The sequence below is a fragment of the Leifsonia sp. ZF2019 genome (assembly GCF_019924635.1).
GTDB lineage: Bacteria > Actinomycetota > Actinomycetes > Actinomycetales > Microbacteriaceae > Leifsonia.
The window spans coordinates 1,337,773-1,353,204 of the sequence record NZ_CP065037.1 but is presented as its reverse complement, the minus strand read 5'-3'; the positions used below and the strand labels follow the sequence as shown (position 1 = coordinate 1,353,204).

Genomic DNA, 15,432 nt, shown 5'->3' with positions numbered 1-15,432 from the left:
TTTCATCGACGGCAGTGCTACCCGAGTTGAGTCGCCATCTGCACACCCGACTCAGCGAACCGAGCGGATAGGGATGACAGCGAGCCCGCCGACGATCGCCAGGACGATCGCAGCGATGAAGAACAGGTCGTAACTGCCTCCCGCTGCAGCGAGGAGAGGTAGAGCCAGAATGGGGATCAGGAGTTGCGGGATCTGGTAGGACAGGGCGACGATTCCGAGGTCTTTGCCGGCCTCGGCAAAACTGGGCAGCACCTCGGTCATCAGGGCGACATCGACCGAGACGTACGCGCCCTGCGCGGCTCCGACGATCCCGATGCCAAGGAGAAACACACCGACGTCAGGGGCGATCATCGCGATCGCCAGCCCCGCTGCACTCAACAGACTCGAGGCAAGAACGATCATCTTGCGTCTTCCGGTGCGGTCGGAGATCCAGCCGAACAAGATCGCCGTGACGATGTTGCCGACGCTGAAGATGAGAAGTGCCATCGCCTGCACACCAGAGGCGTCCTCGATGGGGATGTCCAGGCGGTCGAGGATGAGGAAGAGCAGGTAGGTGGAGATGGCGGTGATGGACATTGTTACCAGGAACCGGCATGCCCACGCCCAGAAGAAGTCGCGATACCGCAGCGGGTTCAGCCAGTAGGTGGACACCACGTCGGCCCACCGCATGCGGGGAGCGCGCTCGGTGCGGACGATGTCGCGGAAGCTGAAGATCATCACCACGCTGAGCAACGCGCCGACAAGCCCGGGGACCGCGAACCACGTCCATTGGGCGTCGTTGGGCAGCATCGCCATGACCTGCGCGCCGATGATCAGCCCGAGCCCGGTGGCCACCCCCGCGGCAGCGGCGACGCGCGCACGGATGCGGGCCGATATCTGATCGGCGAGGAGGGCATGGATGACCATGTTGGTGGCACTGAATCCGGTCTGCACCGTCACCCACCCGATGATCGTCCACGCCACCCCCTGTGTGGTGGAGAGGATGACGACGCCGACGACCGCCACGAGGGTGCCGCCGACCAGCCAGGGCTTACGCATCCCGGCGCGAGACATGGTCCGGTCGGAGAGCCGTCCGAACAACGGCGTCGTCACGATGATGACGACCCCCCCGATCGCGGCGATCACGGACAGGTTCGTGGCCTTGCCGGCATCGTCGAGGTAGGCGAGGGCTTTGGGTATGGAGGCACCGCTGATCGTGCCCAGCGCGAAGGTGACGCCGAACCACGCCAAGATGAACAGCGGCAGGAACAGACGTGGTTGAGGGACGCCAGGCGCGTCGTCCGGCAGCGGAGAAGAGGTGTCCGTGGCTGCTCGAGGCGCGGGTGTCGGTGCGGGTGTGGCGGAAAACATCATCGTCTCCAAGAGTTGTGGCTGGCTTGGTCAGGTAGCGGGGTGGTAGGCGCGGCGGAGGGTAGCGGCGAGGTGGCGCTGCCAGCGGCGGGCGGGTTCGAACACGGCGGTCAGTCCCGGCGATCCGTGAACGTGGCCCTCGCCGACCTCGACGGTGACGGGTACATTGGCGCGTCGCAGAGCCTCCGCGAAGGTCAGTGCCGCGTCTCGCAGCGGATCGTGTTCGGCTACCTGGATCCAGGTCTCGGGCAGTCCCCGCAGATCCATCGGATCCGTCAGTAGAGCGGGCTCGGCATAGGCGTCCGGCGGGCTCGGATCGGGGAGATAGAGCGCCCCCAGTTGCTCGTACCCGTCCAGCCCGTACCCGCGCGCGTACAGGGCGGCTGACTCCCCCATCGGGCGCAGGGCGAGGGCGGGCACCTCCAAGGCTTGGTGGAGGAGTGCGAACCCGCCGTCCGCACGCACGCGCAGCGCGACGCTGGCGGCGATGCTCGCGCCCGCCGATGCACCGCCGACACCCACGCGGGTCGCATCGACGGACAGGAACCCCGGGTTGTCGCGAAGGGCGGCGAGCACGGCGAGGACGTCGTCGACCGCCGCCGGGTACGGATGCTCGGGAGCAAGGCGGTACTCGATGGAGAGGATCTGGATATCGGCGGCTCGGGCACGGAACGTGAGGAGTCGGTCATTGATCAGCTCATCGACGGTGCCGGATACGAAGCCTCCACCGTGAAGGAACAGCTGCGTCGGTGCGCTGCCGAGCAGGTGCTCGGGTCGATAGAGTCGGGCCCGAATCGGGGCAGCTTTCGCGATGGGAATCTCGACGGCCGACACGGTCACCTCGGGCGCTGCCGGAGTGGTGAACTCTCGGGCCACTTCATCGGAAAGAGTCTTCTCCGCCACACGGCGAGCAGAGAAGTCCGTGCTGGACAGGTCCGGCAGGTCGGCGGCGAGCTCTTCGATGCGTCCGGCCCACCGTACGATCGCCACGTCGAACTTTGTGGGCATCGTCATGAGCGCGCGGCCTGTGTGATGGATGGTGCGCGCGGGTAGGTCGGGGCGGGTTCTCTCATCGCGCGCAGCGAAGCCACGACGTCTCGATGCAGATGGTCGGCGGCGGCCGTGTTCCGTCGGTATCCCCCGGAGCCATGGGTCTGCCCCAGATAGCGCACGCACGTCGTGGGCACTCCCGCATCGAGCAACGCGCGCGCGTAGGACTCCCCGTCGCCGCGAAGCGGGTCCTTCTCGGCGGTGTAGATGACGGTCTGCGGGAGACCCCCGAGGTCGGCAGCGAGCAGGGGGGACGCGTAGGGATCACGGCGAGTGGCCGGGTCTGGTCCGAGATAGTCGCGGACGACCTGTCGGCCGCTTCGGCGGACGACACGTTGCGGCAGGAGGGGAGAAATCGCGCCAGGGTCTACATGGCGCAGCGTCAGATCCAGCACCGGCACTTCCAGAATCTGGAGCCGCACCGCGCGGTTGTTGCGGTCCCTGTTCATCAAGGCGACCGCCGCAGCGAGGTTCGCTCCCGCCGACGCCCCACCCAGAGCGATCCTGTTGGGGTCACCGCCGAGCCCCGCGACATGAGCGTGCACCCACTCAAAGACCGCCCAGCACTGCTCGGGCTGCGCCGGAAACCGATGCTCCGGAGCGAGCGCGTACTCCCCCGCCACCACGATCACACCTGCGTCCGCGGCGCGGGCACGGTAGACCGCGTCCCATCCGGCCCAGTCGATGCCGCCCATCGTGAACGATCCGCCGAAAAAGTACACCAAGACCGGAAGCGGCTCCACCGCCTCGTCCCGGTTCGCCGCGGGCCACGGCCAGAACACACGCACCCGCACCGCGGGATGATCCGCCACGGGAACGACGTGGTCCTCGCTCGCCACGTCCGGCGCGTCGATCTGCATGAGCGCTGTCGCGCGCGCATCCGCTTCCCGTACGTGCTCGCGGCGAGCAACCGGGTCCGTCGGCATCCTTACCCCGCCGGTCCCGAGGCGACGATCGAGTTCGATGACGAACGGATCGGTCTTCGTTAGTTCCCACACAGTTTCACCGTCCTCTCGACTACAGTGTGCGCAATCGAAATATTTCGATACAAGAGTTGATTCGGCGGACGGAGCGGCAATGGGCGGGCGGGCGACGATCACACAGGTTGCGAAGCGGGCCGGGGTGAGCGTGTCCACGGTGTCCCTGGCCATTAACCACCCGCACCGCGTCAACGAGGTCACCCGCCGGGCGATCATCGCCGTCGCGGTCGAGATGGGCTACCGGGGCGCACAGGTCGCAACCGGACAAAGAATCGCGGTCGCCGCGCCCTTTTCCAGCTACCCGTCGTACTACACCCGGCTCACCGGCATCCTCGCGGCGAACGCGTCCGTCGGCGCGCACATCATCGTCCACGACCTGCCCTCCACGGCGGCCGAAGACGCCCCGGTTCTGGACACGTTGCCGGTGAAAACCGATCTCGACGGGATCATCGTCATGGGAGCGCCGCTGTCCCCGCACGCCACCGAGTCGCCCGCTCTCCCCGGACCCCCCGTGGTCTTGGTGGACGTCCCCGACAATACTCAACGTCATCCCGACATCCCGACGGTCCTCATCGACGACCACCGGGGCGGGGCGCTGCTCGGCGAACACCTCGTCGGTCTGGGTCATACACGCGTCGCGTTCCTCCACGAAGAACAACGGTCTCCGGATTACCTGTCGGCGGGCATGCTGCGTGCCGATGGAATCGCGACGCACCTGGAATGTGTCAGCATTCCTGTGAAGCCCGCTGACGATGTCGCCTCGGTCGTGGCAGAGGTTCACAAGGATCCATCGATCACGGTGATAGCAGCCAATCATGACGCTCTTGCCGCAGCCATCGCCGCAACCCCGGCCCAACAGGACGCGCCCCTCCCCCTCACCGGTTACGACGGGAGCGACCTGGCGGCGGCCTTGGGCATCACTACCGTATGGCAGCCGTTCGAGGAATCGGGTCGTGCTGCGTTCGGCCTGCTGATGCAGCTCCTCGAAGGCGAACACTCATCCCTGTCGGTCCTGACTCTTGCCCCTCGTCTTGTCGTCAACCGGAGCACGACAGCGGCCCGCGACATCGGTGAGGTCACTCCGCGACGGGCAGGGTGAGAGTTTGCCCATCGACGCCGGCGTCGATCGTCACCAGCGCCGGGGTGATGCCGCCACGGAAGTTGAGGTCACCCCCGGCGATGGCGAACCCGATCCTGTGTCCTGCGGCGAAGCGATGCACGATGCCCTGCAGTTCAATGTCGACCGGTTTCCGCGTATCGTCCACCCGAACCGGGGTCGATACCGCACCGACCACGCTGCGACTCCCGTCGGGCGCGACGTCATAGATTTTGAGGTACAGCGTCACCTGAGAAGCGATGTTCCCCGGTTGCGCCCGCCACGCTTCCGACGGCGTCGAGACCGAGAGCGTGGCCCTCGGCACTCCCACCACGTCGACCGGAGAACGCAGCACCTCTCCCTGCCAATACGCCTGGGTACCCGGAAGCGAGTAGTCGGCGTATACGCCGTTCTCGTGGTCGATGCTCGCGGCATCGACGTGGCCGACACTCGTCGGAAGTGCCAGTACATTCGCCAGCAGCGCCTGCTTTCTGTTCGGCGCAGTCTGTGTCGCGGGTGTTTCGGCAAGGCTGCCGGCGGCACCCAGGTACATCGTGATGCGCGCGAGAGCGTCAGGGTCCGATGCGGTGCCCGACTCTGGGGCCGCTTCCCAGGTCTTGGTGAACGTGAACGGCTCACCCAAGTCCGATCCGTCGTCCTTCAGCCAGTGGCCGAGCCAGCCGATGATCCGGGCGACGATGGGCTGAGACGTCGAGGGCGAGGCACCGTCATAGTCCAGCGATGACCCACCGTTGTGCCCCAGCGACCCCCACACGAGGCGAACGGTGTTTCCCTGCGCCTGCAGTTGTCGGTAGCTAGCCAAGGCCTCGTTGAAGGTGAACAGGGTGTCGAACTCGCCCTGGATCAGCAACACGGGAGCGGTGATGCGCGGGATGCTCGCGTGCGGTGATATCTGATCGAGATAGGCACGGAAGTCTTCGTCCGGGAATCCGCGAAGAGCGGCCGCGATCATGTCTCCGCAGGTCTCTGCGCGGGCGAAATGGCATCGAACCGCGCGTCCTGGATCTATCCCGAGACCCTGCAACGTGGACATCACCTGGCCGCCGGCCACCAACCCCAGCCCCCAGGTTGTCTTGGCGACGCCCACGGAACGGGCTTGCACCCCCTCGGTGAGACCGGCGGCTTGGGGAAAGAGCGAGTACTCGAGGTCGTTGAACGTCGCAGCGGGGATGATGGTGTCGACCCGTGGGTCGACCGACGCCACCGCGAATGCCAGGCCGCCGCCGTAACTGGCCCCCAGGACCCCCACACGAGGGTCGTGTGTAGCTGAGTCCGGGTCGTCGTCTCGCATGACGAAGTCGACGGTTCCTGCCGGCGTGTGCGCAGCCGGATCGGTAAATGCCGTTCCGGGCTTGCCACCCAGGACGTCGACCAGAGAGCGCATCACCATTCCATCGACAGCCGGATCCGCGAGACCCACACCGCATGTGGACTGCCCGAATCCGGGGGCGTCGAATGTCAGCGTCACGTATCCGTGCTGCTGCAGGAGCTCTGCCATCGGCGTCATCGACGAACGATCCTGCGCGTAGCCGTGACCGAGAATCACCGCCGGCGCCGGATGCGCAGCGTCCACGCCATCCGGTGCGGACAATGTGGCCATGAGAACGCAGCTACTCCCGTCCGCCGTGACGCCGGGGATATAGAGCGTTGCATCCCAACCGACGGACGAGCCCTCGCCGGTTTCTCCCGCCCCTGAGGACACGATGTCATGTGCCGCGGCGGGCGATGAGACAATCACGGTCACGAATGCGGACAACGCAGTTGTGGCGGCTATGAGCCGTCGCGCAACATTGCGGGAAGAACGGGCACTTGTGGTCATTCAATCGACTCCTCATCGTTGAGGCGGAAACGCCGAGGATCAGTGTGAGAGTCGAAGTTTTTCGACGCAATGCCCCAGACTCACCAGGGACAGCGTCCGGCGCGCTGGCCCGCCTACTGTGTCGGTGGCGTCTTTCGACCCGAACGGATCGCGATGACCAAGAAGGCGGCCCCGATTGCTGCGAAGGCACCCGCAAGAACCCACTGGGCCCCGAGCGCGCTGGCTCCCGCGGCGATGAAGAACGCCGCCGCCGCCACGTAATACAGAACAATCTTCGTCATGGTCCGAGCTTGCAGACTCGAAACAGTTCGATACAACACCGCGCTCGGCCCATCTGCGCGATACACCGAGTCCTCGCGATCGACGACGATGAGAGTGCGACCGCGCCGTGCCTACACACGGAGCACTCGTTGGATGGCATGCCGAAACGGCCTGCGCTCGTCCCGCCCATCTGCTCTCGCGTTGCAGCTGGGGGCGGGGTGACGAGCTCGGGATGGTCGCCCTGGCGGCTGACATACTCCACAGGATCTCAGCGGCTGAGGCCCGCCGTGCATCAGCGACAGACTTTCTCCCACGCGTGCATACTCCTGACCGGGAAGGAGCCAAGATAGGGAATCTCTCGAAGCGGGCATCCGAAGTAGTGCGCGCACTGGAGCACTCACCACGCCATCTCTGGACGGTCGACGAGCTTGCGAAATGCGCGCCGCTCTCGAAGTCGCAACTCACGCGGATTCATAGCGAACACTTAGGACTCGGGCCTGACGCGCTGATCTGGCGAACCCGACTGGAGCATATGAAGCACCTGCTATCCACCCAACATTTGTCTGTGGCCGTCGCCGCCCGCGAATCCGGCTGGTCGAGCCGATCGGCTGCCAGCCGCGCGTTCAAACGCCAATACGCCATGTCTCCTCGGCCACAAATCCATCGAGACCACCCGCGGCTATCTGCACCCCGACACTCGCCACCTCGCCTCCGCCGCCGAACAGGCCAACGCATTCCTCGACGCCCAAGAACAGCGGCAGGCACCCTTCCGAACCTCCGGCGGGACGCGGCCCTCACCACACCGGTGATCCGCCTCACGAGCCGGAAATCGGGCACCGGTCCCGGCTGTGTCCCGGCGCGTGGCAACCCACCCACGTGTGGACATCGTGACGCAACGGAATCTAGCCCGTGGAGGTCCCCACAAACCCTCGGACGGGAACGACGAAGCCCAGGAAAGAAACGTACTCTCACCTGGGCTTTTCTGTCGGGATGACAGGATTTGAACCTGCGACCCCCTGACCCCCAGTCAGGTGCGCTACCAAGCTGCGCCACATCCCGTTGCTCCCCCACCCGGGCGCGAGGCTCCGAGCGAGGCAACTCCACTATCTTAGCGTGTCGGCGGGGGTGCGTCGTGCACCAACCCGAAGGCGCCTCGACGGCCCCGCCGACACGGTGCCGGACGCGCGCTGAACGGCTTCCCGACGAAGCCGGCGCGTCCGGGCATCTGGAACCTCCGCCCCGCAGCGGATGTGTCCAGTCTGGTCGACGACGGGATGCGAGCAGGGGGTCTGCATCCCGCCGCCGAGTCTCATCCGGCGGTGGTTCCGCCGAGGATCTGGTCGATCTCGTCCTGGGTGAGCGGGGTCCAGGGGGACGAGTCGGGGTCCGAGCTGGCGGCCTCGGGGCTGTCGCCCTGGGTCCACCACTTGGCCTCGAAGGGGGCGCCGTCGAAGAGGACGCGCTGGCCCTTGTCGTACGGGGTGGTGCCCGACCAGGCCGGGTAGGTGCCGGCCGGCAGCGTCGGCTGCGGGATGGGCGTCTCACCGGGGAGCACGGGGCCGACGAGCTCCCACGGGGTCTCCCACTGGTTCAGGACGGGGTTGTCGGGCACGTCGCCCTTGGTCCACCACTTGGCGACGTACACGTTGCGGTGCCAGACGACCTTGGTCCCCTTGAGGTACGAGTTGGTCTGGGTCCAGATGGGGTACGGGGAGGTCGCGGGGTCGTCGGCGACGGCGGTGCTGGTGGGCTCCGCGGTGGTGACGGACGACTCGCCGAGGGAGATGTGGCCGTCGAAGCCCTTCGAGAGGAGACCGGCGAAGGTCTGCTTGCCCTGGTCCACACCGGAGCAGGCGTCCGAGACGACGGAGGTGTCGACGTAGTTGGAGCCGCAGGTCTTGTCGCGGTTGGCGGACCACATGGACATGCGGCCGACGCCCTCGGAGACGGCCCACGCGTTGAAGGCGGTGGCGTCCTTGAGGCTGAACACCTCGTCCTCGACGTCGTTCTGGCCGACCATGGGGGTGGCGCCGATCTTCGCCCACAGGCTGGGATCGCTCTGGTGCAGGTCGGCCCGGTCGTACAGCACCCCGAGCTGACGCTGGGCGGCGGTGACGGCGGCCTCCGCGTTCTGCGCCATGGACTTCTTGGCGTCCTTCGACGTGCCGAAGTCCATGGTCATGACGTTGACACCGGCGATGTCGACCTTGGCCTTGAGCATGGCGGCGATGGCATTGGTGCCGTCGGAGGTCATGCCACTGGGCGAGACGGGGAGGGTCAGCCACACGGCGAGGCTCTTGCCGGCGGCGCGACGCTCCTTCTGCAAGTCGGCGATGGCGGACGCGCGACGGTCGGTCGCCGCGGAATCGGTCAGGCCGTCGCCCTCGAGGTCGAGGTCGATGGTGCCGATCTTGTAGCGGTCGACGACGGAGGCGTACGCCTTCTTGAGCGCCGCCTCGTCGGTGCAGTTCACGGCGAGCTCGTCGTTGTTCAGACCGCCGAAGGAGACCGCGATGGTGCCGCCCTGCTGCTGGAGGCGCGCGATCCGGCGGTCCAGGTCGAGCGAGGAACGGGCCTCGTCGAGGGTGTAGGCGGCGCCCCAGGAGGGGGTGCACGCGTCCTGCTTCGACGAGACGATGAACGAGAGCACGGCATCCTTCGAGTCCGTGGCGCCCATGTTCTCGAACGCGAACCGCGGGGTGGCGGTCACGTCGACGTAGGAGGCGAACCAGGGCTTGGAGTCCACGGCGGCGCGCGCGCTCCACCACTGGAAGCCGACGACGCCGCCGGTGACGACCAACGCGGCGACGAGCGTCGCGCCGACGACCCGCCAGAACCCGAGGCGACGGCCGGAGGTCGACTCCGGAGCCTGGGCGCGCTCGATCTGGGCCGCCTCGGCGGCCTGCGTGTCGCGCGCCATCAGGCGGCCTGCCGCTCGGTGTCGTCGAGCACGGTGTCGCCGATGGCGGTGTCGCCGATAGCGGCGCCGGCGCCGGTCGTCGCGACCGCGGCACGCTCCACGTGCGGCACCTGTCCGCCGGTGTGGCCGTGGTAGAGCACCGAGCGCCAGTCGATCGACTCGGTCGTGGGAGCGGGAGCCTCCACGGCGCGCTTCGCGCCCTTCTCGACGTACAGCGGCTTGGTCAGGCCGAGCCAGATGTCGACGATGGTCGCGCCGATGCCGATGTAGGAGATGATCGCCCAGATCGCGAGGGTGGCGTTGAACGCGGCGAACGCGGCGTTGCCCCAGTTCTGCGCATTCCAGTCGCGCCACAGGGTGAACAGCGAGAAGGCGACCATCGCGAGCGGCGCGATCACATACAGCAGCGGCGACGCGGTCCGGTTCTTGACCTTCGGCGTGCGGGCGAACGGGATCTTCTTGCCGGTCAGCGACTGCTGGATCGACTTGAGCACCCCGGCCAGGTTGACCGGCAGCAGGATCAGGTTGAAGCCGTAGATGCGGAAGATGTCGGTGGCCTTGTAGCCGGAGTAGCGCAGGTCGGAGGCCTGGCTGATGAAGTACGGCATCGCGGCCAGCAGCACCACGGGGCTGAGCAGGCGGCCGTCGTACGGGTAGGCCAGCAGGAACACGAGACCGAAGCTCGCCCAGCAGATGGAGGCCATGTAGTTGACGCGCAGCAGCAGCTCGATGCGGGAGACGTTCTCACCGCGGCGGCGGCGCTCCTTGACCTGGCGCCACAGCTTCGGAAGGATCAGCAGCCCTCCGTTGGCCCAGCGGCGGCGCTGCACGATCAGCGAACCGAAGTCCGGCGGGGTCGCGGAGTAGCTCAGGCGCTCGGGGTAGTTCTGCAGGGTCCAGCCGTGGGTGCCGAGGTCGATGCTCGACTCGGTGTCCTCGATGACGGTGCGGTCCTGGATGTACCGGCGCACCTCGAAGCCGCCGACGAACTCGGTCTCGACGATGTCCTCCAGCGCGCGCTTGCGGATGACCGCGTTCGCGCCCACCCAGAAGGTCGCGCCGTAGTACGACTTGCCCTGGTGGAGGATGTGCTGGATGTCGGTGGTCGCCCCGGCGAGGCGCTCGATGCGGGTGCCTGCACCACGGAACGACGAGTACGGGGTCTGCGTGACGGCCACACGGGCGTTGTCCGGCTGCTGCAGGAAGTACGTCAGGCGCAGGCAGTATTCGCGCAGCAGGATGGAGTCGGCGTCGAGGGTGAGCAGGAAGTCGCTGTCCGGGACCTCGATGTCGCCCGCGCGGCGCTGACCGGCGGCGACCGGGCTCAGGATGGGGCCGTCCGGCGTCTGCTCGGCGCGGTACACGCCGCCCATGAGGCCGATGTACGCGTTGAGGTTCATCGCCTTGTTGGCCTCGTGCGAGAGGGAGGCCCACTGCTTGCGCTCGAAGACCGCGAGCTCGGCGTCGAACGTCCAGGTGAGGCGGCGGTAGAGCTGGGCGACGCGCTCCGTCGCGAGAGCAGCGCCCTCGTCGATCGCCGCGCGCACGGCCTCCCCGGTGAGGGCGAGGTCGTCGCCGAGGGCGCGGAGCACCTGGTCGGAGAAGAAGATGTCGACGTGGTCGTCGATGGTGTGGGCGTCGGCCTGGGCGAACAGCCACTCAGCGGCCCAGGTGTAGTGGTCGGCGAGCTCTCGCGCGTCGTCCTCGGTGGCGAACGCACGGCCGTCCGCCAGCTCGAAGCGCAGGAGCGCGTCGGTGAAGCGGAAGCGCGGCTCCGACAGCTGGTCACTGATGCTGCGGGCGAGGTCGCGCGTGGCCTCGAGGCGGTCGATCACGGCCGGGTCGGTCGGGGTGGGGTTGTCGTCGAGCAGCAGCACGACCCGCTTGGAGGGGAACTCCTGCAGCGCGGCGGAGAGCAGCGTCATCCGCACGACCTCCGGCTCCTCCGCGTAGGAGGGCACGAGCACGGTGATGGTCGGCTGGTTCTCGGAGAAGTGGCGGTCGAGCTCGGCGCGGGGGACGCGCACGTGCTTCTGGAAGCGCTGGAGCGCGCCCTGCCGGGCGACGAGGTACATCAGCGCGGAGAAGGTCAGGAAGGTGACGACGACCGCGTAGCCGATCGCCTCCATGGTGAAGCGGAAGTCCTGCGTGCCGAGCACGAGGAACTGCCGGATGATCGTGGTCACCATGTAGATCGCCCAGAAGACGATCGTCAGCACGATGGCGACGCGGCTCCAGGTGATCTTGCGATCCGACGGCTTCGGGTGGACCGTCGGGAGCGGGGATGTGCGCTTCTCGGAGCCGAGCTGGCGCTTTCGGGCAGGGGTGTATGAAGTTGGAGAACTCATGTTCGGGTATGCGTCCTTTGAGACGAGAGCCCGCACCGTCGGGTCGGCGCGGTCGGGTTAGCTCTCGGATGTCCACATTAGTGAGGACACGATGGGGGACAAATACCCCCAACAGGGTCGCCCCTGCTTTGGGGGTGACTCGTAACCATTTTTCTCAGGATCCGCCCCCGCGTGTCGCTTGACGCACGCGAAAGGGCGCCGAGGTTCACGTCGTTGCGACCATTCCGGCGGAATGACGACAACGACGTGAACCTCGACGCCCGAGGCTGTGCGCGGCGCTAGCGCTGGCGCTTCTCGCGCACGCGCATGTTGAGCACGATGGGTGTGCCCTCGAAGCCGTACACCTCCCGCAGCCGGCGGATGATGTACCGCCGGTAGCCCGGGTCGAGGAACCCGGTGGTGAAGACCACGAATGTCGGCGGGCGGCTGGAGGCCTGCGTGCCGAACAGGATGCGGGGCTGCTTTCCTCCGCGCACGGGGTGCGGGTGCGCCGCGGTGAGCTCGGCGAGGAAGGCGTTGAACTTGCCGGTCGGGATGCGGGTGTCCCACGACTCGAGCGCCTGCTCCAGCGCCGGGACGAGCTTCTCGAGGTGGCGGCCGGTGCGGGCCGAGATGTTGACGCGCGGGGCCCAGGAGACGTGGGCGAGGTCCTGCTCGATCTCGCGCTCCAGGTAGCGGCGGCGCTCGTCGTCGAGCAGGTCCCACTTGTTGAAGGCGAGCACCAGCGCGCGACCCGACTCGAGCACGAGGTCGATGATGCGCACGTCCTGCTCGCTGATCGGCTCGCTGACGTCCAGGACGACGACGGCGACCTCGGCCTTCTCCAGCGCGGTGGACGTGCGCAGCGAGGCGTAGAAGTCGGCGCCCTGCTGCAGGTGCACGCGGCGTCGGATGCCGGCAGTGTCGACGAAGCGCCACACTTTGCCTGCCAGTTCGACCTGCTCGTCGACCGGGTCGCGGGTGGTGCCGGCGAGCTCGTTGACGACCACGCGCTCCTCCCCCGCCGCCTTGTTCAGGAGGGAGGACTTGCCGACGTTGGGGCGGCCGACGATCGCGACACGGCGCGGGCCGCCGACCTCCTGCTTGGCGACCGCGGAGACCTCCGGCAGCACCTTCAGGATGTCGTCGAGCAGGTCGGCGACGCCGCGGCCGTGCAGGGCCGACACCGGGCGCGGCTCGCCGAGGCCGAGGGACCACAGCTCGGTCGCGTACGGCTCCTGGCGGGCATCGTCGACCTTGTTCGCGCCGAGGAAGACGGGCTTGTCGCTCTTGCGCAGCAGCCGCACGACGTGCTCGTCCGTCGCGGTCGCGCCGACGGTGGCGTCGACGACGAAGAGCACCGCGTCGGCCAGGTCGATCGCGACCTCGGCCTGTGCGGCGACGGAGGCGTCGATGCCACGGGCATCGGGCTCCCAGCCGCCGGTGTCGACGACCGTGAAGCGGCGGCCGTTCCACTCCGCCTGGTAGGAGACGCGGTCGCGGGTCACACCGGGGGTGTCCTCCACGACGGCCTCGCGACGGCCGAGGATGCGGTTGACGAGAGCGGACTTACCGACGTTCGGGCGGCCGACGATCGCGAGCACCGGCAGGGCCGGGAGATACGTGATCGCGTCCGGGTCCTCGCTGACGGTCTGGAGGATGTCGAGGTCGCTCTCGTCGAGCTCGTAGTCGTCGAGGCCGCTGCGCAGGGCGGCGGCGCGCTGGACGGCGAGACCGTCGTCCAGGTCCGCCATCCGGTCGACGAGGTCGTCGGCGCCGGTCGGCTCGTTATCGATGTCAGACATGGGTCTCTTTCTGTACGACCTGGATGACCGCATCCACGGTCTGGTCGAAGTCGAGGTCGGTGGAGTCGACGGTGGTCACACCGTCCGCGGCGTTCATGAAGTCGACGACCCGGGAGTCGGCCGCGTCCCTCCGGAGCAGCGCCTCGCCGACATGAGTGGCGGAATGGCCGGTCAGCTCAGCAGAACGTCTGGCAATTCTAACGGATTCGTCGGCGGTGAGCAGGATACGCACGGGGGCGTCCGGGCAGACCACCGTGGTGATGTCCCGGCCTTCGACGACGATGCCGGGCCGGTCGGTGCGGCGCACGATGTCGCGGAACAGGGCGGTGAGGAACGCGCGCACCTCCGGCACCCGCGCGATCGCGCTCACGACGGCGGTGACGTCGGGCTCGCGGATGGCGTCGGTCACGTCGTGGTCGCCGACGAACACATGGTAACCGTCGGGGTCCGTGCCGATGCGGTAGTCGAAGTCGGGCAGCGCGTCGATCACGGCGTCCGCGTCGGTCGGGTCGACCTGGCGGTGGACCACATACCAGCTGAGCGCGCGGTAGGCGGCTCCCGTGTCGAGGTACGCCCAGCCGAGCCGGCGGGCGGTGGCCTTCGAGACGGAGGATTTGCCGCTCCCCGCGGGGCCGTCGACCGCCACGACGATCGGGGTCTGTGCGAGCTCGGTCATCCGGCGATCCTCCAGCCGCGTTCGGTCAAGTCGGTGACGGTGCGGGTCAGCACCTCGGGCAGCACGGCGATCTCGGCCAGGCCGAACGCGGCCCCCGGCGAGTGTTCGAGCCGCAGGTCCTCCAGGTTCACGTCCAGCTCGCCGAGCTCGTTGAGGAGGCGCGCGAGCTCGCCCGGGCGGTCCTCCACCATCACGATGAGCGAGCTGTAGCGCTTGTCCTGGCCGTGCTTGCCGGGCAGACGGGCGACGCCGAGGTTGCCGCCGGCGATCTCCTCGGCGATCGTGCGGCGCGAGCCGATGGCGTCCACGTCGCCGAGCGCGGCGAGCACCCGGTCGAGGTCGTCGCGGTAGGCGCGCAGGATCTCGACGAGCGCGGGAGCGTTGGCCCCGAGGATCTGCACCCACAGCTCCGGCTCGCTCGCCGCGATGCGGGTCACGTCGCGCACGCCCTGGCCTGCGAGGCCGAGCGCGGCATCCGTGGAGCCCGCGAGCCGCTTGGCCATCAGGCTCGAGACGATCTGCGGCGCGTGCGAGACGAGCGCGACGGCGGCATCGTGCTCGGCGGCGGGCATCTCGACCGGGTTCGCGCCGAGGTCGAGGATGAGCGCCTCCACCAGGCTCACCGCGTCGCGCGGGTTCTCCGGCCGGGCGGCGACGACCCAGGGGCGGCCGATGAAGAGGTCGGCGCGCGCCGCGCTGGGGCCGCCGCGCTCACGGCCGGCGAGCGGGTGCGAGCCGACGTAGCGTGTGAGGTCGGCTCCCGTCTCCTCCAGCTCGGAGAGCGGAGCGACCTTCACGCTGGCGACGTCGGTGACGACGGCGTCGGGATGCGCGGCGAGCTCCTCCGCCACGACGCGTGCGACGAGGTCCGGCGGCACCGCGACGACGATCAGAGCCGGCTCCGCTCCCCCGTCGTCCGCGCGGCCGGCACCGTAGTCGGCGGCCAGCCGCAGGTGGGCGGGCGAGGCGTCGGCGAGCAGCACGTCGACCCCGCGGGCGCGCAGCCCGAGGCCGACGGAAGCACCGAGGAGCCCTGCACCGACGACGCGGACGGGACCGGCGAGCCGGGAGGCGGTTTCGTTCACGGATCCACCTTAGTCAGCGGCGACACCGCGCACCGCCGCTCC

12 protein-coding genes and 1 tRNA gene are annotated in these 15,432 nt (G+C 68.1%); 2 read left to right on the top strand and 11 right to left on the bottom strand.

What is annotated here, in order from left to right; all coding sequences use genetic code 11:
* Nucleotides 1–51: 51 nt before the first annotated feature.
* The 3 genes from IT072_RS06605 to IT072_RS06595 form a co-directional block, all read right to left on the bottom strand.
* Nucleotides 52–1,230, bottom strand: coding sequence for an MFS transporter (locus IT072_RS06605; protein ID WP_223360161.1), 1,179 nt, complete (start codon nucleotides 1,228–1,230; stop codon nucleotides 52–54).
* 150 nt (nucleotides 1,231–1,380) lie between these two features.
* Nucleotides 1,381–2,364, bottom strand: coding sequence for an alpha/beta hydrolase fold domain-containing protein (locus IT072_RS06600; RefSeq protein WP_223360160.1), 984 nt, complete (start codon nucleotides 2,362–2,364; stop codon nucleotides 1,381–1,383).
* Nucleotides 2,361–3,536 (bottom strand): alpha/beta hydrolase, encoded by a 1,176-nt coding sequence (locus IT072_RS06595; RefSeq protein ID WP_223360159.1) that lies wholly within the window; start codon nucleotides 3,534–3,536, stop codon nucleotides 2,361–2,363. Before IT072_RS06595 ends, IT072_RS06600 begins: the two co-directional genes overlap by 4 nt.
* Here IT072_RS06595 and IT072_RS06590 point away from each other — a divergent pair.
* A complete protein-coding gene (locus IT072_RS06590) occupies nucleotides 3,523–4,479 on the top strand; it encodes a LacI family DNA-binding transcriptional regulator (protein ID WP_263282065.1) in 957 nt (318 codons plus the stop codon). The genes IT072_RS06595 and IT072_RS06590 overlap by 14 nt on opposite strands.
* Here IT072_RS06590 and IT072_RS06585 read toward each other — a convergent pair.
* Together IT072_RS06585 and IT072_RS06580 are read right to left on the bottom strand one after the other, a co-directional pair.
* Nucleotides 4,457–6,316: an alpha/beta fold hydrolase gene (locus IT072_RS06585; RefSeq protein WP_223360157.1), complete on the bottom strand. Its 1,860-nt coding sequence runs from the start codon at nucleotides 6,314–6,316 to the stop codon at nucleotides 4,457–4,459. The genes IT072_RS06590 and IT072_RS06585 overlap by 23 nt on opposite strands.
* A 113-nt stretch (nucleotides 6,317–6,429) precedes the next feature.
* Nucleotides 6,430–6,597: a hypothetical protein gene (locus IT072_RS06580; protein ID WP_223360156.1), complete on the bottom strand. Its 168-nt coding sequence runs from the start codon at nucleotides 6,595–6,597 to the stop codon at nucleotides 6,430–6,432.
* Nucleotides 6,598–6,809: 212 nt separating this feature from the next.
* Between IT072_RS06580 and IT072_RS21395 the strand changes: the two genes are divergently transcribed.
* Nucleotides 6,810–7,571: a helix-turn-helix transcriptional regulator gene (locus IT072_RS21395; RefSeq protein WP_223360155.1), complete on the top strand. Its 762-nt coding sequence runs from the start codon at nucleotides 6,810–6,812 to the stop codon at nucleotides 7,569–7,571.
* Here the strand turns inward: IT072_RS21395 and IT072_RS06570 are convergent.
* From IT072_RS06570 to IT072_RS06545, 6 genes are all read right to left on the bottom strand, one after another.
* Nucleotides 7,563–7,636, bottom strand: a tRNA-Pro gene (locus tag IT072_RS06570). The genes IT072_RS21395 and IT072_RS06570 overlap by 9 nt on opposite strands.
* 250 nt (nucleotides 7,637–7,886) lie before the next feature.
* The gene (locus IT072_RS06565) at nucleotides 7,887–9,497 is read right to left on the bottom strand and encodes a chitinase (protein WP_223360154.1); all 1,611 of its coding nucleotides are present in this window, start codon (nucleotides 9,495–9,497) and stop codon (nucleotides 7,887–7,889) included.
* A complete protein-coding gene (locus tag IT072_RS06560) occupies nucleotides 9,497–11,845 on the bottom strand; it encodes a glycosyltransferase family 2 protein (protein WP_223360153.1) in 2,349 nt (782 codons plus the stop codon). The genes IT072_RS06565 and IT072_RS06560 overlap by 1 nt, the downstream gene beginning before the upstream one ends.
* Nucleotides 11,846–12,123: 278 nt before the next feature.
* Nucleotides 12,124–13,629: a ribosome biogenesis GTPase Der gene (der, locus tag IT072_RS06555; protein ID WP_223360152.1), complete on the bottom strand. Its 1,506-nt coding sequence runs from the start codon at nucleotides 13,627–13,629 to the stop codon at nucleotides 12,124–12,126.
* Entirely contained in the window at nucleotides 13,622–14,305 is a 684-nt protein-coding gene (cmk, locus tag IT072_RS06550; RefSeq protein WP_223360151.1) for a (d)CMP kinase, read from the bottom strand. The genes der and cmk overlap by 8 nt, the downstream gene beginning before the upstream one ends.
* Nucleotides 14,302–15,390 (bottom strand): prephenate dehydrogenase, encoded by a 1,089-nt coding sequence (locus IT072_RS06545; protein WP_223360150.1) that lies wholly within the window; start codon nucleotides 15,388–15,390, stop codon nucleotides 14,302–14,304. Before IT072_RS06545 ends, cmk begins: the two co-directional genes overlap by 4 nt.
* Nucleotides 15,391–15,432: the final 42 nt, after the last annotated feature.